Source organism: Paenibacillus sp. FSL H8-0260 (genome assembly GCF_045040625.1).
Lineage (GTDB): Bacteria > Bacillota > Bacilli > Paenibacillales > Paenibacillaceae > Paenibacillus_AQ > Paenibacillus_AQ odorifer.
The window spans coordinates 1,672,069-1,692,414 of the sequence record NZ_CP150298.1; the positions used below are offsets into that span (position 1 = coordinate 1,672,069).

15 protein-coding genes and 1 pseudogene are annotated in these 20,346 nt (G+C 44.5%); 15 read left to right on the top strand and 1 reads right to left on the bottom strand.

Translation table 11 applies throughout. The features are described 5' to 3' along the window. The 13 genes and pseudogenes from MHI51_RS07265 (at position 1) to MHI51_RS07325 (ending at position 16,870) form a co-directional block, all read left to right on the top strand. The gene (locus MHI51_RS07265) at positions 1–1,455 is read left to right on the top strand and encodes an FAD-dependent oxidoreductase (RefSeq protein ID WP_076218382.1); all 1,455 of its coding nucleotides are present in this window, start codon (positions 1–3) and stop codon (positions 1,453–1,455) included. A 3-nt stretch (positions 1,456–1,458) separates the two neighbouring features. Then, a complete protein-coding gene (locus tag MHI51_RS07270) occupies positions 1,459–3,597 on the top strand; it encodes an FAD-dependent oxidoreductase (protein ID WP_081387461.1) in 2,139 nt (712 codons plus the stop codon). 2 nt (positions 3,598–3,599) lie between these two features. Further along, positions 3,600–4,961: an NADH-ubiquinone oxidoreductase-F iron-sulfur binding region domain-containing protein gene (locus MHI51_RS07275; RefSeq protein WP_076218365.1), complete on the top strand. Its 1,362-nt coding sequence runs from the start codon at positions 3,600–3,602 to the stop codon at positions 4,959–4,961. A 50-nt stretch (positions 4,962–5,011) separates the two neighbouring features. After that, complete coding sequence (locus MHI51_RS07280; protein WP_076125323.1) at positions 5,012–5,455, top strand: hypothetical protein; 444 nt, start codon at positions 5,012–5,014, stop codon at positions 5,453–5,455. 40 nt (positions 5,456–5,495) lie between these two features. Further along, complete coding sequence (locus MHI51_RS07285) at positions 5,496–6,464, top strand: 2-keto-3-deoxygluconate permease (RefSeq protein ID WP_076125321.1); 969 nt, start codon at positions 5,496–5,498, stop codon at positions 6,462–6,464. A gap of 10 nt (positions 6,465–6,474) precedes the next feature. Continuing rightward, on the top strand, positions 6,475–7,440 hold the full coding sequence (locus tag MHI51_RS07290; protein ID WP_076218364.1) for a flavodoxin family protein: 966 nt from the start codon (positions 6,475–6,477) through the stop codon (positions 7,438–7,440). A gap of 45 nt (positions 7,441–7,485) precedes the next feature. Then, complete coding sequence (locus MHI51_RS07295; protein ID WP_076218363.1) at positions 7,486–8,496, top strand: 2-oxoacid:acceptor oxidoreductase family protein; 1,011 nt, start codon at positions 7,486–7,488, stop codon at positions 8,494–8,496. 26 nt (positions 8,497–8,522) lie between these two features. Next, positions 8,523–10,829 carry a thiamine pyrophosphate-dependent enzyme gene (locus MHI51_RS07300; protein WP_076125316.1) on the top strand — a complete coding sequence of 769 codons (2,307 nt, stop codon included), beginning with the start codon at positions 8,523–8,525 and terminating at the stop codon, positions 10,827–10,829. 83 nt (positions 10,830–10,912) lie between these two features. Beyond that, a pseudogene (locus MHI51_RS07305) lies at positions 10,913–10,987 on the top strand (RNA polymerase subunit sigma-70); the annotation flags it as partial. Between the two features lie 956 nt (positions 10,988–11,943). Then, complete coding sequence (locus MHI51_RS07310; RefSeq protein WP_076276587.1) at positions 11,944–12,681, top strand: CPBP family intramembrane glutamic endopeptidase; 738 nt, start codon at positions 11,944–11,946, stop codon at positions 12,679–12,681. A gap of 114 nt (positions 12,682–12,795) precedes the next feature. Further along, positions 12,796–13,947, top strand: coding sequence for a PdaC/SigV domain-containing protein (locus tag MHI51_RS07315; RefSeq protein WP_405173723.1), 1,152 nt, complete (start codon positions 12,796–12,798; stop codon positions 13,945–13,947). A gap of 396 nt (positions 13,948–14,343) precedes the next feature. Further along, positions 14,344–15,741: an MATE family efflux transporter gene (locus tag MHI51_RS07320; RefSeq protein WP_076276585.1), complete on the top strand. Its 1,398-nt coding sequence runs from the start codon at positions 14,344–14,346 to the stop codon at positions 15,739–15,741. Positions 15,742–16,063: 322 nt separating this feature from the next. Next, entirely contained in the window at positions 16,064–16,870 is an 807-nt protein-coding gene (locus MHI51_RS07325) for an AAA family ATPase (RefSeq protein ID WP_179087002.1), read from the top strand. 102 nt (positions 16,871–16,972) lie between these two features. Here MHI51_RS07325 and MHI51_RS07330 read toward each other — a convergent pair whose 3' ends face one another. Beyond that, a complete protein-coding gene (locus tag MHI51_RS07330) occupies positions 16,973–18,010 on the bottom strand; it encodes a LacI family DNA-binding transcriptional regulator (protein ID WP_076276583.1) in 1,038 nt (345 codons plus the stop codon). A 465-nt stretch (positions 18,011–18,475) separates the two neighbouring features. Between MHI51_RS07330 and MHI51_RS07335 the strand changes: the two genes are divergently transcribed. After that, positions 18,476–19,396 carry an ABC transporter permease gene (locus MHI51_RS07335; protein WP_405174043.1) on the top strand — a complete coding sequence of 307 codons (921 nt, stop codon included), beginning with the start codon at positions 18,476–18,478 and terminating at the stop codon, positions 19,394–19,396. A 17-nt stretch (positions 19,397–19,413) separates the two neighbouring features. Further along, complete coding sequence (locus MHI51_RS07340) at positions 19,414–20,295, top strand: carbohydrate ABC transporter permease (RefSeq protein WP_036675818.1); 882 nt, start codon at positions 19,414–19,416, stop codon at positions 20,293–20,295. The last annotated feature ends 51 nt before the right edge of the window (positions 20,296–20,346 follow it).

The window sequence follows — 20,346 nt, forward strand, 5'->3', positions numbered from 1 at the left end:
ATGAGACAGATCGAGACAGAAATAGTTGTAATTGCCGCAGGACCTTCCGGATTGGCAGCCGCTGCGCAAGCTGCTGAGAACGGAGCGAGGGTAGTAGTGCTGGAGAAAAACAGTACGGTAGGTGGCGCAGCAAATATGGGGATGGGACCTCTGGGGATAGGTACGCGGCAGCAAAAATCCATGATGGTAGATATCAGTGTAGAACGGGCCTTCAAAATGTTTATGGAATATACGCATTGGCGCGTAGATGCCACTCTTGTGAAAAGGTATTTTGAAAATTCCGCCAATACCATTACCTGGCTAGAAGAGATGGGCGTCCAGTTTGCTGGAGCATACAAATATTTTCCGAAATCTGAGCAGACCTGGCATATCGTAGCAGTGAACGGTGGCATTGGCCGCAATGGCGGTGCCATCATGAATAAAGCAATCATGGAATACGCACGTGAGCATGGGGTTGAGTTTTATCTTGAAACCCCTGCTCAGCGTATTCTTACAGATGGACAGGGCAAGGTCTGCGCAGTTATTGGCAGAGGGCCTGATGGTGAAGAAACTGAGTTCCGGTGCAAGGCTGTTGTTGTAGCTACGGGAGGTGCAGGTGATAATCCAGAGATGATTAAGGAGCGCACCGGCTATAGCTACAAGGAGGATATGTTCAATTTTGCAATCCCCGGACTCAAGGGTGACGGAATTCGTATGGCCTGCGAGGCAGGGGCTGCGACAACCGATATGACAGTTGAAATGATCTACATTCTGCCACATTCGGATACCGGTCCGGATAGTGTGCCTGCCGTACTGATGCAACCTAACCTGATGGTGAATCAACTCGGCAAACGTTTTATTAATGAGGAAGAAATGCAGAACAATACCTTCACCGGCAACGCCATCGCTATTCAAAAAGGGCGTGTAGGTTATTCCATTATTGATTCCACTATTCTAAAGGGGTATAAGCGCAATGGTCTTGATGTCATAAACTTTGTGCATGACCCGGATGATGTCAGTGATTTTGATGAGGTCGTAGAGGATTACATCCTTCAGGGCAATCCGGACATTATCAAAGCAGACAGCATTGAGGAGCTAGCTGAAAAACTTGGGATCGTTCCAGAGGCTTTGCTCGATACAGTTGATGAATACAACGATATGTGTGATAGAAGTGATGAGCTCTTCTTCAAAAACAAGACTTATATGAAGCCTGTTGTGAAGGCACCCTTCTATGCCGGATGCTTTCGTCCCAGCGCGTATGGCACACTTGGCGGTATAAAAATAAACGATAGAGCAGAAGTGCTGGATAAGGAATGGTTGCCTGTACCCGGTCTGTACGCTGCCGGTACAGATACCTGTACCATTTACGGGGACAGCTATATGTTTCTTTTACCCGGAAACACGATGGGTTATTGCTTGAATACGGGACGTTTTGCCGGTGAAAGTGCCGCTGAATATGTGAGAGCAGAGGAATAAACGATGAAGGACGAACAAGTGACACTGGTGATTGACGGAAAGACCGTATCTGTGCGTACAGGTGGAACGATTCTAGAAGCTGCACTATCAAACGGTATCTATATCCCGAACCTCTGTTACCATGAGAATCTTCGTCACACTGCCTCCTGCCGTCTCTGCATGGTGCGTCAGGAAGGGAAAAAGGGTGTCGTGGCTGCCTGTGCTGTAAAGGCGGAAGAAGGAATGGTCATTGACAGTAAGGATGCTCTCGCTGAAAACGTACGAAAGCTTTCTGTTGATTTAATGTTCAAAACACATCCAAGTGAGTGTACAGGCTGTCCAAAATTCGGACACTGCCAGTTCCAATCCATTTCCCAATTTGTCGGAGATACGGGGCGCCGCCTCCGGGCCAACCCGATCCGTATTGCTGAGGATGCCAGGAACCCGATTATTCTTCATGAAATGACCCGCTGTATTCTATGTGGAAGATGTGTGCGTGCATGTGAAGAGATGCGGGGTGTGGGAGCTATCCGCTTTGAGAAGGTTCAGGGCCGGTTGCAGGTTGTAGTAGATGGTAATTCCCTGCAGGATGCAGATTGCCGCTTTTGCAGTGCTTGTGTAGAGGTATGCCCCACAGGAGCTATTCGTGAACACGAGGCCATTACGCAGAAGATGACTGGAAAGTCCCGTACAGATGCCCTGGTTCCATGCCGGGCGGCTTGTCCTGCCCATATTGATATACCCAAATATCTGCGGTTCATACGGGAAAAAAATTATCCGGCTGCGGCTGCCGTCATGCGCGAAAAAGTACCGTTTCCCCACGCGCTCGGGTACATATGCACCCATCGCTGCGAATTGGAGTGTAAACGTAATTTTCTCAATGAACCGGTGGCCATACGTGACCTGAAACGCCATGCCTGCGAGCATGATGACGGTAGTTGGAAAACTCGTTCTTTCCAAAAATCGGCCACTGGCAAAAAGGTCGCTATTATTGGTGCAGGTCCTGCTGGTCTGACGGCAGCCATGTACCTTGCAAAGCTAGGTCATGAGGTAACTATTTATGAAGAACGCCAAAAGGCTGGCGGTATGATGCAATACGGGATTCCACAGTATCGTCTTCCCCGGGAGATCGTTGACCGAGAAATCGGCATGATCCTGGAGTTGGGTGTGAAATTACAGACCGGTGTTCGGATTGAATTTCCTGCCTCCCTGATCTCAGAAGGATTTGACGCTGTTTTGGTAGCCGTAGGGGCTCATAAGGGAGCGCGTCTGCCACTGAAGGGCGCCGGGCTGGAAGGCGTATATACGAATATTGAATTTCTGCGCCAGACGGCAGAGGGGGAGGCTCCGACTGTCGGTAAGAACGTAATTATTCTGGGTGGGGGAAACGTTGCCTTGGACTGTGCAGGAATCGCAAAACGGTTTGGCGCGGAAACCGTTCATCTGGCTTGCCTTGAAAGCCGAAATAAGATGACCGCATCTCCTGAAGAGCTTCGCTGGGCTGAAGAAGAGGGAGTACTGGTGCATAACAGCCGAACGTTCCTCGCCATTAACGGCAGCGACGACGGTAAAGTGAACGGGCTGCGGATGGCAGAAGTGAAAGGCTTCCAGTTTGATGAGAATGGCAGGAGTGTCATTGATCTTATACCTGGCAGCGAAACGATACTCCCGGTTGATACAGTGATTTTTGCAGTAGGTCAAGGACCTGATTTGGCAGAGGGCTGTGGGTTAGCCCTTGGTCGTGGCAGCCGCATTGTTGTCGAAGCGAATAGCTGTGCTTCAAGCATTCCCGGTATTTTCGCAGCCGGAGACTGTGTAACAGGCACAGATTCAGTTATTCGTGCCATAGCAGGTGCGCGCCTGGCTGCTTCAGAGATGGACCGGTTTCTCGGCGGGGACGGCAATATTGAGGAAAATCTTTCACCGGAGCAGGCGGTTTGCCCGAGAATTGGTGCAATTAAAGGCATGAGTGATAGAAAGCGAAAGAAAACACAGATTGTTGCGCCAGAGGAGCGTTGCCAATGCTTTGATCCGATGGATCTGGGTTATTCTGAGGCGCAAGTACCGGATGAGGCGCAACGTTGTCTGCAGTGTGATCTGCGACTAGAAATAGCTGCGCAAAAATTTTGGAATGATTATTCGAGTGTTGCCAGAGGTGAATAAAGATGCCACATGAAGTCAGCCGAACTCCCCATTTTCTGTCGCCTTTCCCGAATGCTGAAGAGCCTGCTATTCAGGAGCTTTTGGAGAATAGGCTAGCAATTTCAGCTTCGGACGCGGCAGTAAGAATTAGAGCACTTGCATTGACGGATAAACAAGGAGTGCTTCTCGATGAACGTTTATCCGCAATCAATCCAGATGACGGGAGACCCGTATTAATCTGCTCTCTCGCACAGGAGTTAGATGGATTCACGGACTTTATTCTTGCGCATGTCGCGAGTCGAATAGCAGCAGGGCTGGCAATGGCTGCGAAGATTTGCATGGATTGTGAGATTCTGATCTATGCCGAGACAGAGGCGCAAGCTGAGATGTTGGCGGCACCGCTGCGTGAGATAGCTCCGGCCTCGCTTATATCAGTGAAGTACGGACCGGCTTCTCCTGTCCTGCGGGAAGAAACAGCATTATACAATGCCATAGACAATGGTGTAATACGTTGTGACTTATGGGTGAAAAGCTTCAGTGCCGAAGGCTGGCAAGGGAGACCTACCTTCCTGCTGGATGTGGAGACTGCGTACTGGATTTACGAAGGTGTAAGCAGTTCCCGCCGTCAGGAGAAATTAATAATGATTACAACAGATGAGAGAACCAGGGTTGTGGCAGTTGCACTTGGCACCCCTGTGTCTGCTCTGTTAGAGGAGCTTGAACTTGCGCCAGCCAAGCCCCTGCTGCTGGGTGGCATGCTCGGGCGCTTCGCATCGGCTCCGGCCTTAACTTCGGAATTCATAAGCTATGATTCTGTTTATGACAGTATCCGAATCTTTACCGACAAGCACTGTATGGCAACTATCGCCAAAGGGTTACTTAGCGCTGCAGCGGAGACATCCTGTGGAAAATGTGTGATTTGCCGTGAGGGGAGCTGGCAACTCAAAGCAGTCTTCACTGATGTTACCGAAGGGCGCGCAAAAAAAGAGGATCTTGATTTAGTAACAGATATAGGCGAATTAATCGGAGAAGGATCTTTTTGCGCATTTGGAAGAAATATGGTGGGGCCGGCGTTATCTGCTGTTGCCTGCTCCCGTCTTGATCTTGAAGCCCATATTGTACGCAAGACCTGTCCGGCTTCGGTGTGTACCCATTTTCTTGCCTATGTCATTGATCCGAAATTATGCAGCGGCTGCGGGGAATGTCTTGATGTCTGCCCGGAAAATGCAATCCAAGGGAAATCAGGCTATATCCATATGATCGATCCGGCGATTTGTGAAAAATGCGGAAGGTGTACGGAAGTCTGTGAAGAGAATGCGATTGTCACTGCATCTGGTCGCATCCGTGTCCCCAAACAGCTGACCAGGGTGGGCAGATTCAAGTAAGTAACAGAAAAATGGAAAGAGCATGCCATATCGGCTGCGGGTGCAGGAAAATGAGTAAGACATATTCTTTGTATTTTAAGCTTGTGTTGAATCTTCCCTCTGCGGCGGCGATGTCGCTTGCAGCTTCCCTGATGAATGAGGGGATTAATGGACGAACATGGGTGTTCACCCTGGTTGGCTTCTCGCTGGCTTGTCTTATTAACGATTTTATTCCCTTGATGAGGATTAGCGACTGGTTTACGGGGCTTTTTGCTCTAAAGAAGGATTTACTGGCGGGTCAATGTGTCGGCTGTCTGCTAATAAACTTCATTCCTGTAACTGTAATCAGCGGAGTGATGGCTCTGCTTGGCACATCAAACCTGTCAGGCTTTCTCACCTCATTTACTGGGAATTATCCGGTGCTTTATTTGGTTTCCTATCTAATGACCATGATCATGACACCTCTAGCCAAAGCTGCCGGGAATAAAGCATGCGCAAGAGTAACAGTCAGATAGAGGAAAGACACGATTACTTGGAAGAAGGGAATCGCCGTACATGAAAATATTAGAGAGAATACAGGGAATATCAGGCGGAATGATGCTGCTTCCTATGGGAATCGCTGCAATAATGCATACTTTTTATCCGAGAACCTTGATGGTTGGAAATCCGTCCACTGCTGTATTTTCGAATGCGGGAACGATGACGATCGTGGGAATTCTGCTAGTATTCTGTGGTATTCAGTTCAAACCTCAACAGCTTGTGACAACTCTGCGGCGGGGCGGCATACTAGTTGCGGTAAAACTTGTTCTTAGTGTTGTTTTTGGGATCGTTGTTATGAAGCTTTTCGGTTTGGCGGGGTTTGGAGGAATCTCTACCCTGGCACTTGTGGCTTGCATCACTAGTTGCAATCCCGGCATGTACCTTGCGCTGATGGAGAATTACGGTGATGACACTGACATTTCTGCGTTTGCTCTGCTGAACCTTATCGGGCTACCGTTCATACCCGTCTGTATTCTTGGTTTCTCTTCCGGAAATGGGATTGACGCTCGAAGCATCATGGCTACTTTAATTCCATTTGTAGTCGGATTTCTTCTGGGTATGTTTGATCCTGCTGTTCGTAATTTTTCCAAATCAGGGACCTCACTTATGGTGCCTTTTCTGGGGTTTTGCCTTGGGGCGAATATCGATCTCAAGAGCGCACTCAGCTCATGTGGGCTGGGGCTGATTTTGTTCTTGATCTTTACCTTGATTAATAACATCCCCATGTTGTTAGTTGACCGATTCTGTCTGAAACAAGACGGGCATGCTTCTGCGGCGATTTGTTGTGTAGCCGGGTTATCCATAACGGTACCTCAACTTATGGCAGAGGTCGATCAGGCATATCTGCCTTATGTTGAGAGTGCCCGCGCACAAATTGCATTCGCAGTTGTTGCCAGTGCAATTGTCACTCCAGTTCTTGTGAAAAAGCTGAAACGATCTCGTGGATCAGTTTCTGAAAATATGCTTAACAAATTCGAATTGTAGGAGGCTACTAATGAAAATTTTAGGGATCAGTTGCGGAAGAAGAATGAGCAATTCAGAAATCCTTGTTAAAGAAGCTTTAATGGGTGCTGAGGAGCTTGGGGCCGAAGTAGAACTTGTGCGTCTTAATGATTTACATATTAAACCTTGCACCGGTTGTAATGCTTGTGTAGTGAGTCTGCTTGAAAAGTGTGGCTCAGGAGACTGTGTGATAAAGAATGATGACTATGGATTTATTGATGAAAAATTAATGGAATGCGACGGATTAATCTTGAGCTCAGCCATTTATGAAAAGAGTCCTAACGGATTATTGAAGATTCTGAATGACCGGATGGGGCCTTCTCATGACATTGCTTTCCGGATGATTGCCAAGAAGCAACGCGAGGAAAGAGGGATTACTACCGGCAAAGGCCCGGATGAAAGAAGCTTTAAAACTAGAGTAGCTTCTCTTATTGCTGTAGGAGGAAGTGAGTGGGACACACTCGCATTGCCGATGCTCCACCTTTTTACGTTGCCGATGCAAATTAATGTAATAGATAAAATGCTGGTCAATTGGGTTGGCTTACCTGGAGCAGTTGTGTTCAGGGAGGAAGAACTTAAGAGAGCAAGACAATCCGGTCGTCATGTGGCTGAAACACTCATGAATCCAGAAACGGAAGCGAAGTATATTGGCGAACCTGGTTTATGTCCAATCTGTCATTCCAAACTCATAGAAATCAGAAATCATGATGATAATTATCCAGCAATATGTGGAATTTGCGGGGTCAGGGGGACTCTGGAGGTGGAAGACGGAAAAGTAAGATTTGATATCGCCGAGGAAGATAGAGCACATTCCCATGTTCTAATCTCCGGAAAGCTTGGCCACGCAGATGAATTATATCAAGTTTCTTTAAAACGTAATCCAAAGGCTGACGAATTGCCAGAACGGTTGAAGAAGTACAAAAATTATTTAGCTTATTCCAGACCTGAACGGGATTAATGCTCGCAAGAGTATTACTAGTCTTCTAGTGAAAGGAGTTCATTTATGATTGAATTACCACGAATTAACGGTCTCGGATTTTTTGAAATTCGACTGGAGTCTATTGGAGGCTTGGGAGCTAACCTGGCGGGTAAAATGCTCGCAGAAGCGGGAGTCGTCGGAGCGGGGCTGAACGGCGTAAGCTTCTCGTCTTATGGATCAGAGAAAAAGGGCTCTGCTGTAAAGGCCCACATCCGGTTCTGTGATTTAAACACGCATATCCGTGATACTTCGCCGGTAGAGCGTCCCCATGTGGTTGGGGTGTTCCACGAAGCGCTTGTCAAGACCGTTAATGTCACCAGCGGGATTAATGAAGACAGCACTGTTCTTGTGAACTCGGCCAAGACGCCGGAAGAACTCAAAGAGCTGCTGAAGATGAAAGCCGGAACCATTGCTGTGATCGACGCGACAAGCATCGCACTGAAAGAGAAAAACCGTGTAAACATGGCGATGCTGGGTGCCCTGTTCCGGCTCTGCCCATTCCTGGATACTGAAACGATGAAGGGCGTTATTGAGAAATCGCTCGGCAAAAAATATCCGCAGGCTGTACAATCGGCTATTACGACTTTTGAGCGCGGCTACAATGAAGTGAAGTTTATGCACTTCGAGCTGGAGGCAGGGGACAGCATGCCTGAATATGTGCGTTCCGACATTTCGCCGTTTGGCTATGAAACTCAGCCTATAGGCGGTACGATCATCAATCCGGGAAGCAGCTTCCTCAAGAACTTGAGCATTTCCCGTTCCGGAATGATTCCGGCTTATGAAAATGAGTCCTGCATTAACTGTGCACAGTGTGACACCGTCTGCCCTGACCAGTGTTTTGTGTGGGAAGAACGGCTTGACCGCAAGGGGCGCTCACAGATGTTCCTGCGGGGCATCGATTATCAATATTGCAAGGGTTGCCTGAAATGCGTAGGCGCCTGCCCGACCTCGGCACTCTCAAGCATGCGCGAGAAGGAAGGCTATGCCGACAGCCATACGGTGCATCATCCATTCGATCTCATCACGCAAGCGTAAATCCGGTTAGAAAGGCGGAATGAACAATGGCTATTGATTATGAAAAAGAAATAGGTTCTGCCAAAGTAGAACAGAAATTCCTATATGAATCAGGCAATGAGATGGCGGCCTATGCTGCGCATCAGATCAACTATCATGTCATGGGGTATTTCCCGATCTCGCCATCGACAGAGGTTGCCCAATTCCTCGATACGATGAAAGCCAGCGGCCAGCATGACATTATGCTCGTGCCCTCAGATGGTGAGCACAGCTCGGCAGGTATCTGTTATGGCGCTTCTACAGCCGGCGGACGCGTATTTAACGCCACCAGTGCGCAAGGCTACATGTACATGCTTGAGCAGCTGCCTGTACAAGCCGGTACGCGGATGCCCATGGTTATGAACCTGATTTGCCGCTCCATCTCCGGACCGCTGAACATTCACGGGGACCACTCCGATTTGTATTTTGCACTCAATACCGGCTGGCCGATTCTGATGTGCCGTGACCCGCAGTCGGTCTACGACATGAATCTGATGGCACTGAAGCTGGCTGAGCATGTCAAAGTCCGCCTGCCGGTTATGGTAGCTTCGGACGGATATTTCACTTCTCACCAGAAGCGCCGCGTACAGGCTTTTGCGCACCGCGCAGATGTGCATAAATTCGTAGGCGAACAGCCGCCAGCCGGCTCAACCGATACCCTTGACCGCAACAATCCGGTTACTGTTGGTCCTTACATGAATGAACCGGATTATATCAATAATCGCTATCAGCAGTCTGTGGCCATGTACAATGCCGGTGAAGTGTTCGAAGAGATCGCTCAGGAATTTGCTGATCTGACCGGACGCCATTATGAGGTGATTGAGCAGTACCGGATGGGGGATGCCGATGTGGCTGTCTTCCTGATGAATTCCGCGTCCGAGATCATTAAGGATGTTGTGGATCAGTTGCGACTGCAGGGAGTCAAAGCCGGAGCGATTTCACCGAACATGATCCGTCCGTTCCCGCAGAAGCAGATCGCGGAAGCACTGAAGAATGTCAAAGCCATTACTGTTGGTGACCGTGCGGATTCCTTCGGCGGACACGGCGGCAACATGGTTAACGAAATCAAGGCAGCGCTGTTCACTTACGGGAATACAACGACTAAAGTCATCAGCCGGATTTACGGATTAGGCGGCAAGGACTTCTATGCTGAAGATGGCCATCATTTCTTCCAGCTGGCGTTGGATGCTGTTGTTGCTGACCGTGTTGAAGTACCGTTTGATTACTACGGCCACAATCCTGGTGAACCGGAAAAGGCACCGCAGCGCCTGCTTAAGCCGATGAATTTCGATTTGTTGAAGACGGGCCTCATTACTGTTACTAAAAATGAAGAAACCGGAAAGCTGGCCGTGAAGATTCCCCCGATCCGCAGTTTGATGAAGAAACCAAGACGCCTGGCTCCGGGTCACGGCACATGTCCGGGCTGCGGGATTTTCTCGGGTCTTGAGCTGTTCTTCAGGGGAATTGAAGGAGATATCGTTGCGCTGTACCATACAGGATGCGCAATGGTTACAACAACCGGCTATCCTTATTCGTCGCACAAGTCAACGTTCATCCATAACCTTTTCCAGAACGGTGCGGCTACGTTGTCCGGGGTGGTAGAAATGTTCTGGGAACGCAAACGCCGCGGAGAGCTGGATGGACTGGGCCTGAGGAATGACTTTACTTTCGTTATGGTAACAGGCGACGGAGGTATGGATATCGGGATGGGACCAGCCATTGGTGCTGCACTGCGCGGACATAAAATGATTATCATCGAGTATGATAATGAAGGTTATATGAACACTGGTGCACAGCAGTCTTATTCAACACCGCTCGGTCACCGGACTTCTACTTCAAGCATCGGCAAGACCCAGCAGGGTAAAGTCACCCAGCATAAAGATACTGCCCAGATCATGGCAGCCACTAATATTCCTTATGTATTCACCGGCTGTGAAGCCTATCCGCAGGATCTGCTCAAAAAAGCAGCTAAGGCCCAATGGTACGCGCAGAATGAAGGTCTGGTCTACGGCAAGATTCTGATTGCCTGCCCGTTGAATTGGATGACCGAAGACAAGGATGGGACGGATATTGTATCCTTGGCGGTGGAATCCTGCTTCTTCCCGCTGTATGAAGTGGAACAAGGCACAACGACCATTACGTACAATCCGGAGAACAAGGACAAACGTATTGAAGTCTCTGCCTGGCTGAAGACGATGGGTAAGACCCGCCATCTGCTCAAGCCTGAGAACGAACCGGCTCTGCGCAGCTTTGAGAGCGAAGTTCAGCGCCGCTGGAGTCGTCTCAAAGCGAAACACGAGCATTCTGAATTGTAAATATAGTTTTTTAAACATTACACTTATCGATATTTTGATTCGGAAGTGGATGATTTGCTCAAGGGAGTATATCTGAAGATCGAGAAGAGCGGATACAGCGGGAGATAGCGAAGGAGCTGGGGATCTCACGGAGTTATGTTTCGAGAGTGAATTTAAGAAACAAAGTCTGGGAAAAGATTGATACCTGTGAGGACAGGGGATTCGTCGGTTTACGTTACTTTATTCTTAAGTTCAACTTATATAGTGTAGAAGTTAAAAATCATGATAAAGAAGCAACTTATCTGCGGATAAGTTGCTTTTTGGCGATACGTCATTCTTTAGCTAATTCGGCTTTTTTATTATTCAGAGCGGTTCTGCTCAATCATTAGGTTGTACCTCTTCACAAGCAGCTTGTTGAAAAAATAAAAACATAACCCGTTAAGGAATCCTATTACGGTTGAACTGAATGCCGAGATTAGATATCCTTCATTTTCTACATTTGAAACAAGGTTAATGACAATAATTGAAAGAATTAGACTGAAAGCAAAACCTCCCAAGGAGAAATATAACAAATTGAGTAGAAAAACTCCTCTTCGCTTCTTAATCAAGCTTTCAATAAAATCATTTAAATAGATAATAAGTAAAATACCATAAACTAATAATAGGGCAATAAGCCCATAGAAACCAGCAGGTGGTGGCTTATCCGCAAGAGCAAAAAAGATGACAGTCCAAAAAAAGAAGAATGTGAAGAAATTTATCGTTTTAATTTTTTTTAACAGCTTCAGGTCCATAACATTGGTAAACCTCGCTTTTTAGTTTTTTAACAAGGGAACTGTTTATTCTATTATTACCTGTCTATTTTATCAAAACAACATAATTATTTCTGAAATAGATTCATTTTTTTAAAAACATTTTCATGAATTTGCAAAATTAAGTGATGAATTAATTTCAGTTTATTCAAAACTTGTGTAAATATTGTAATTCTTTTCTGAAAAAATTGTAAATGTTTCAGAAAAAAATGGGAGTATAGTGTGATAGTACAAAAAAACAGCTGACTGTATTTCTATTCTCCGCATCATTGGTTTTAGTATTCAGAGAGTATAGCTTTTCATTATTTTCAGGAAGGATTTGATTAATGATGAGTAAAAGTAATTTTTTTAGATTTGAGCGTAAAAATGATGATTTTCCGTTCTACAGTGAACTGCAATCCCCTACTCTAAATTTGAAAACCAGCCTAATATTTCTGATAGCTGTTGCTGCAGGTTTTGCATTGTTTCTTATTGGGTTTGGAGGTACTTATGGACATCCTTTTATAAATGTGATTTTCCCATTAGCAGCAGTTATCTTTGTTGCACGGAGTCAGTGGACATTACTTTTCAGAAAATTAGTTGCTAAAGATATTATATTAATTCTTGGGACGTACATTGTAAATCTTATTGTGACCTATGGTGTTGGTTTTATTATTACGAAATTATTTAATTTTAGTGCAAATCCAGTGAGTGAAGGATTCAATGGTAATTTTTCCGATACAATTACGACGTTCCTGACAATGCTCCCGATGCTTTTTGGAGAAGAATTAATAACGATCCTTCCATTCTTAGTCATTTTGTACTTAGGAGTAAAAAAACTTAAACTGAACAGAAAGTCTGCGATTATCTTAGCGTGGATTGTAGTATCCATTATTTTTGGCGCATACCATTTACCAACTTATAATTGGAATATTGCACAAGCCATTCTCGGTATCGGCATTGTACGGATTGTTCTGCTCTATCCATACATTAAGACTAAAAACATTTGGACATCGTTTATAGTGCATGTGCTAAATGACTGGACACTTTTTGGATTTGCCTTAATGGTTTCAATGCATCATTGATTAGCGAATTCCATGTAAAAATTGTAATCTTTTTCTGAAAATACTGTAAACCATCCGGGAAATGACGGGATTATAGTGTGATAGTAAGAAAATGACTAAAAGGAGATCTTCAAAATGGAAACTCAAGTTAAAAAATTCACAACTAAAAAGCGGATGTCCGTACTTCTATTGTCAGCAGCACTGGCTGCAGTTGGCACAGCGGCGGCTTTACCCGTGTCTGTCGGATCAGTTCATGCTGCAGCCACTACTGCAACAATAACCTCCAGGGTGAATGTCCAGGTTAAAGGTAAAGCAATCGGGACTCAGGCTTTCCTAAGCCCATTAGGTAATACACTCATTCCGCTTAAAGACGCAGCGCAAGCATTAGGCGCAGCTGTTAAATACGATAACAAAAATCATAGTGTAGAGCTTACCCTGGGAGAGAATACTGTAAATTATTCATTGGATATCGACAGTGCACTTGTAAAGTTAAATGGAAGCGGTCTGGGACAAAGATACGAAGCTCAGGTAATCGGAGGAACTTCTTTTGTTGCAGTGCAAGCCTTGGTTGAACCTTTCGGATATTTGGCCCAATGGAACGGACAAACCCGTACTGTCAATATCACGAATGCAGGAATGAATGAACTGACTATAACTGCCGGTAAACTCCAGTCTTCTAATTCCCATAAGGATGTAACCATCAATATCGTATATCCAGTTGTATCGCAGCTTGAGAATCAAAATGCCGAAGCGGCAATTAATAAAGCGGTGAAAGCTCAGGCACAGAAGTTTCTAGATGCCTCGGAAAAACAACTGGCTAAGTCTGGTGCTCCAGCGGAAGGAGCGACATACGATTTCGAACTGGCCTACAAGGTGACTTACAATCAAAATGGAGTGATTAGCTTCCTGCTTACCAATTATCAATACCTCGGCGGAGCTCATGGAGGCGGCTCACAAACAGGTCTTACTTACTCTCTGCAGGATGGTAGGACAATGAAGCTGGGAGATTTGCTGAAATCCAACAGCAATTACAGTCAGGTTATTAAGAAATCACTTCAAGAACAAGTCCAAAAAGGTACTGAGTCTTCTATCTACTCTATTGACCTGTTCAATAAGTTAACTAAAGATTCTAATGCATACCTGGATAACTTCTACTTGACTAATGCAGGATTCACTGTGTTTTTTGTTCCAGGTGATATAGCAGAAAGTGTTGTAGGCAGTCCTGAATTCAAATTCACATGGGCTCAGTTCCTTTCGAATAATGCGGATCCGTTCGCTGCTTATTAGGTCGGTTTTTGACTTCAATCGTTTTTTTTCATCGTTACTTTATCACAAAAGAGTTTTTTTAAAAGCAACTTGCCAACTGGGAAGTTGCTTTTTTTGTTGAGTTAAGTAGGGGGACTAAATGATTGCCTAGCATTCAAAATTGACCATGTACCGGAAACTTGCGGAGCCGCGACCACTCCTGCTGCAGTTTTTTAATAGGAATGGAAATGAGAGGGGGCTATTCCGGGGAGATTTATATAAATTCAAAGATAAAATCCTATATGAGATAGAAACAATCCTTTTTGCGGTAGTTGCTAGCCAACATGTCTTATAGACTAGTTAATGCAGGGAGTCCCGTATAATTTTTGAACGAGGACTTTGCATATTCAGTCAAAAGAAGGAGAGAAAATTCATATTATGAACACAGTAACACAGATAAACAACAGCAAAGACAAGCAGACGCATTTTATTCTCAACGGTAATCTATGGAATATTATGGTCCAGTTATCATGGCCCGCTATCATCGCAATGGTCCTCTATGGCTTAAATGCGGTTATTGCCGCTGTATTTGTGGGAAGGTTTGTCGGAGAGGAAGCACTGGCTGGGGTTTCGGTAGCTTATCCATTAACCCAGATCAGCTTGGGACTGGGCTCCTTGATTGGGGTGGGTGCCGGTTCTGCTTTAAGTTTAGCCCTCGGCAGGCAGGACAAAGAAATGCAGAAGCGTTTGATGGGGAATGTTAATTATCTGTCCATCCTTGTAACGCTTGTCTATATGGTATTGGGTTTGCTTTTCTCTACACAGCTGGTGCGAATCATGGGAGGAGAAGGGGAAACTCTGGCTCTTGGAGACAGCTATTTTAGAATTACGGTGATTGGTTCATTTTTCTGGATTTATGGACTGGCTGCCAACATGATTGTACGTGCCGAAGGGAAAATGAAATCGGCAGCCGTGGTAATGGGTATTGGACTGGCAGTTGATGTATTGTCCAATTATATTCTGGTAGCCTGGCTGGATTTTGGAGTAGAGGGAGCTGCCTGGGCTACAAATATCGGGATGCTGGTCTACACCTTGCTGGGATGGATTTATTTTGGCAAAGGATTTGCCTCATTCCGAACGAATGTCTTTGCAATCTATCGGGATGCTGCCACAATCAAATCCATAATTGGTCTGGGAATGTCCTCTTTCATTATGAACTTTATGAATCTGGTACAGGCTGTTGTAGTATTTAATGCACTGTCGAGATACGGGACTACAGCAGATATTGCATTTTATGGAGTGGTTTTTCGTGTATTCACCTTCCTGTTGACGCCGATATTCGGATTAATGCGCGCCTTGCAGCCAGTCATCGGCATAAATTTTGGAGCAGAACAGTATGAGCGCGCCATCAAAGCCTATAAAATATTCACACTCGTTTCCATGCTGCTGACTTTGCCTTTCTGGATAATTTCCATGATCTCGCCGGCTTCCATTCTGGGGCTAATGCTGCCGGATCAAATCTTTAAGACCAGCGAAATGTTATATTTCCGGTTGAACATGGCGGTTCTGCCATTATTGTCGCTCATTTTTATGGCCATGACCTTTTTCCCTGCGATTAATAAAGGGAAACCGGCGGCCGTTATCGGCATCACCAGACAACTTGTTTTTTATGTGCCAGTGATGCTTGTTTTGCCAAGATGGTTAGGCGTCTCCGGAGTATATTGGGGTTCGCTTGTAATTGATTCTGTGGTTGTAGTGTGGACGGTAATCCTGGTAACTAAGGAATTCAGCCGGCTCAGAGCTAAGTCCAAGCTAGCCAGGACTTACAATATGTGAAGGCAAGATGCTGGAACTTCTGCTTTGCCTGGAGGGCCGATTTAATAGATAAACCCTAAAAGAGCCTTGGAATTATAAAGGCTCTTTTAGGTGCTACTGGTTGACATTATAAACAAAAAGAAAGTATGATATTTTAAATCGTAATAATTACGAATAAAAACAATGTGCATTTGAATTGATTTGTGGATAATGAATGGTCACAAGCGGACTCTATCGTTCCTCACGAGGACTTCGAGCGGCAATTAGAGCAGGTTGAACTGGATTCAGAAAGGATCTTTTGGATTTCTTGAAAATAACCATTTTAAAGGAGCTTCAATAAATAATGAATAAAAGCAGTACCAATCAACGTCTACCCAGAGCAAAAGGGATTGATATGGGTACCTATTATACACCCAAAGAATGTGCCAAAAAGGTTAGACATCTCGTCCTACCCGATATGAATCGAAAGATTGTCGAAGAATTCATCACAATCCTAGGTATGAGGGAAAGATTTGAAGAACATCGAGTTCCCATTCCCAATAAAGTGGTTATGTATGGTCCACCGGGCACAGGGAAAACACTGACGGCATTTTATATGGCTCAAATGCTGGAGCTTCCACTTATCCTGGTTCGACTTGATGCAATTATTCACAGTCATTTGGGCGAGACTGGAAGTAATATCCGGAAAATATTTGAGTATGCCAAAGCATCTCCTTGTGTTCTTTTCCTGGATGAGTTTGATGCCATTGCAAGAACACGGGAGAGTAATGACGAGGTTAAAGAAATGGCTCGTGCGGTGAATACACTGCTGCAATGTCTCGATGATTTTGGTGACAATAGCATTTTTGTAGCAGCGACGAACCTAGAAAATGAACTGGATAGAGCTATTTGGCGAAGGTTTGATACAAAAATGATTTATGCTAATCCGGATGAATCAAGTAGGCGTCAATATGTCGAACTGTTAATTAATGACTTTGAAAGTGAAGCTGGGCTGCTGGAGGACACATGCGAACGTCTTTCCGGTTGCAGTTTTGCTGATATTGAACAAATTGTCCTGAAAGCGAAACGTAAGGCGATCATAGAGCATTGTCTGCTAAAAAGTGAGCATATTGTTCTTTCTTATGAAGAATACAATCCTTCCTTGAACTAATTGTGGGATTATAAATACAGGAAATTGTAATTGGAACAATTCAACGAAAAAAAAGAACTCCAGCGACGGAATTTTTAATCGCTTGGGTTCTTTTTAAATTCATCAACTGATATTAGGTGTAGATTCTCTTAGGATGAGTTTGGTATAAATATGAGAAACCTGATAGGGTTGCTTCGGATCATGAATTCGGGAAAGTAGCATTTCAGCTGCTTTGACACCCATCTGATTACTATAAATATGAACAGTGGTGAGATGGGGTTCTACAATGCTTGATTCAGGACCATTATCAAAACCACAAATGACGAGGTCATTAGGAATAGAAAGCATATTTTTGAGTGACTTCATAAAGGTAACCGCAATATAATCGTTAGCACACACGAAAGCAGAAGGAAGCTCATTGATTTGGCTCAGCCTAGTATCTGCCCACTCCGGACTCGAAAAAAACAGTCGGTCGTCATCGAGAATACATTGTGAGAGATCAAGCTGAATCCCACATTCTATCAAAGCGCGATTAAAGCCCACCCATCTTTCGTTAAAACTCCTACAGTGATTATAGTCCCCGATGAACCCCAGTGATGTGTAACCGCCATCAATTAACTTTTTTGTAAGTTGATATGTGCTGTGTTCATTTTCCATGAGAAGTACATCTGCTTGGAATTCAGGGTAGCAGATATCGGCAGAGCAGTCGATGAAAATAGTTGGAATGCCTAGACTTGTAATCAGCTTACTATATTCGGAATTGAACAACTCAATACAAATAATTCCGTCTACATTGGCGACATCAAAATTATTTGGAAGAGACAAGGACTCCTGATCAATGTCTCTTATAATGTGCATGGATAAATTATATCCTTCCGCGCTGATTCGTTTCTCCATGCCACTGATCAGTTTCGATCCAAAGTGGGAAGTGTTAGGTAAGTTTTCTGTTAATAAAGCGATGTTTCCAGAGTTTCTTGGTTGAACACTCTCGGTGTCCATAAAAGCAAATTGTTTATATTTTAACTCTATCGCTTTCTTTATAACCTTGTTTCTGGTTTCATCAGGTATACCATTCGTTCCATTTAAGGCTTTGGAAGCTGTATTTCTGGAGATTCCTAAAGCATCCGCGATGTCTTGTATGGTTACTTTTTCCCTGGCCATCTATGTAATTCACCTCTATATTCTTGTTCTTAACCTTCGCCACAAATAGTGTACTATTTGTCATGATTCCAACTCTCTTTAATGTATATTAGTTTACTCAAAATAGCAATATAATATTTACAAATGCACAATTTAGTTTACATTTTACCAGTGGGTAAGTGTGCGAAAAAGGTATTATTCTTTTCATCTTCATGAGAATATGTTGACTTTAAAGTATACAATCCTATTTAAATTGGCTGTATTTGTAATTTTGTAAAATTTAAAGCGTCATTTATGAACAAAATATTTTGTCATATGCACATAAATATTTTTACAAAATGTATTGACGAACGATTAAGTGTTTGGTAAATTGTAAAAGCAGCAGGACATAAGCCAATTGAAAGCCCTTACTGCATCAAGATATAAACATTGATAAGAACGGAGGTAAAGGCATTGCAAAACCTAATAGAAGCTGAACACAGAACAATGGTGTCCAAACATAAGAGCTCCTTACTAGACTATCTAAAGAAATACTACTTTCTTTATATTTTGCTCGCACCAGCTGTGATCCTGACCCTGATTTTTAAATACGGTCCTATGTATGGTGCGATTATCGCCTTTAAAGATTTCAGCCCAATCAAAGGGATTATGGGGAGTGAATGGGTAGGCTTGTACAACTTCGAGAAATTCCTGTCATCCCCCAACTTCGAAGTTATCTTTATGAATACGCTTAAATTAAGTTTTTTCGGATTAGTTCTGAGTTTTCCAATTCCAATCCTGCTTGCGTTGATGTTAAATCAAATTCGCCGTGCAGGCGTCAAAAAGAATATTCAGTTGTTCTTGTATGCACCTAACTTTATTTCTGTTGTCGTTGTGGTCGGGATGTTGTTTATCTTCTTGTCCCCAACGGGACCGATTAACCAGTTTTTTACGTGGCTTACAGGTGAACCAATCATGTTCATGTCTCGTCCGGAGTACTTCCGTTCGATCTACATTCTTTCTGATATTTGGACCGGAGCCGGTTGGGCATCCATTATTTATGTAGCAGCACTTGCTAATGTCGATCCTGAGTTACATAATGCAGCCAATCTTGACGGCGCTAATCTTCTACAAAGAATACGCCATATCGATTTGCCAACCATTCGTCCAATTATGGCTATCGTATTTATCCTTGCAGCTGGTGGGATTATGTCCATTGGTTTCGAAAAAGCCTATCTCATGCAAACGGCGATGAACTTGCCAACCTCAGAAATCATTCCGACTTACGTTTATAAAATTGGTTTGCAGTCGGGCGATTATGCCTATTCAGCCGCAGTAGGGTTGTTTAACTCTATCATCAACATCGTCTTGCTCGTCACCGTTAACTTCACCGTGAAGAAACTGAATGAGGGCGAAGGTCTTTACTAAGAAAGGAGCAACAAGCTATGCCCATTAAACATTCCGGATTAGATCGCTTTATCGTCGTGCTGAACGCGATCTTCCTGACACTGGCCGTACTTATCATTGTACTTCCTTTGATTTATGTAGTGATTGCATCTTTTATGGATCCATCAGTTCTGCTCAGTAAAGGATTATCATTCAACCTTTCGGACTGGTCATTAGAAGGGTATATAAAAATTCTTTCTAATCCGGCCATGATCCGAGGTTTTGGAAACTCTGTTTTATACTCTGTTTCATTTGCTATGCTTACCGTTCTCGTCTCAATCTGTGCAGGGTACGCACTGTCTGATGACAGGCTCAAAGGAAAAGGATTCTTCATGACCTTGTTTATTATCACCATGTTCTTTGGGGGTGGGCTTATACCTACATACCTGCTCGTTAAGAACCTTGGTCTGCTTGATACAGTCTGGGCGGTGATTATTCCAGGGGCAGTCAATGTATGGAACATCATTCTCTCTAGAACTTTCTTCAAAGGAGTACCGAATGAAATGAAGGAAGCCGCTAATGTCGACGGAGCTTCGGAGATGCGGATTTTCTTCAGTGTCGTATTACCGCTCTCCAAACCGATTGTTTTCGTGCTCGCTCTTTATGCTTTTGTGGGCCAGTGGAATTCCTACTTTGACGCCATGATCTATTTAGATAATCCGAATCTTCATCCACTGCAGCTCGTGTTGCGGTCCATCTTGATCCAGAATCAGGTAGATCCGGGCATGATCAGCGATCAACTCGCCATGGCGGAAATGAAACGATTGTCTGAAATCATCAAGTACGCTGCCATTGTTGTTTCCAGTTTGCCACTTATTGTTATGTATCCGTTCTTCCAGAAGTACTTTGAAAAAGGTGTTATGGTCGGTTCCCTTAAGTAGGAAACAGGCTGCACATAGATAAAGATTAATTCATTCATATCTAATTTGGAG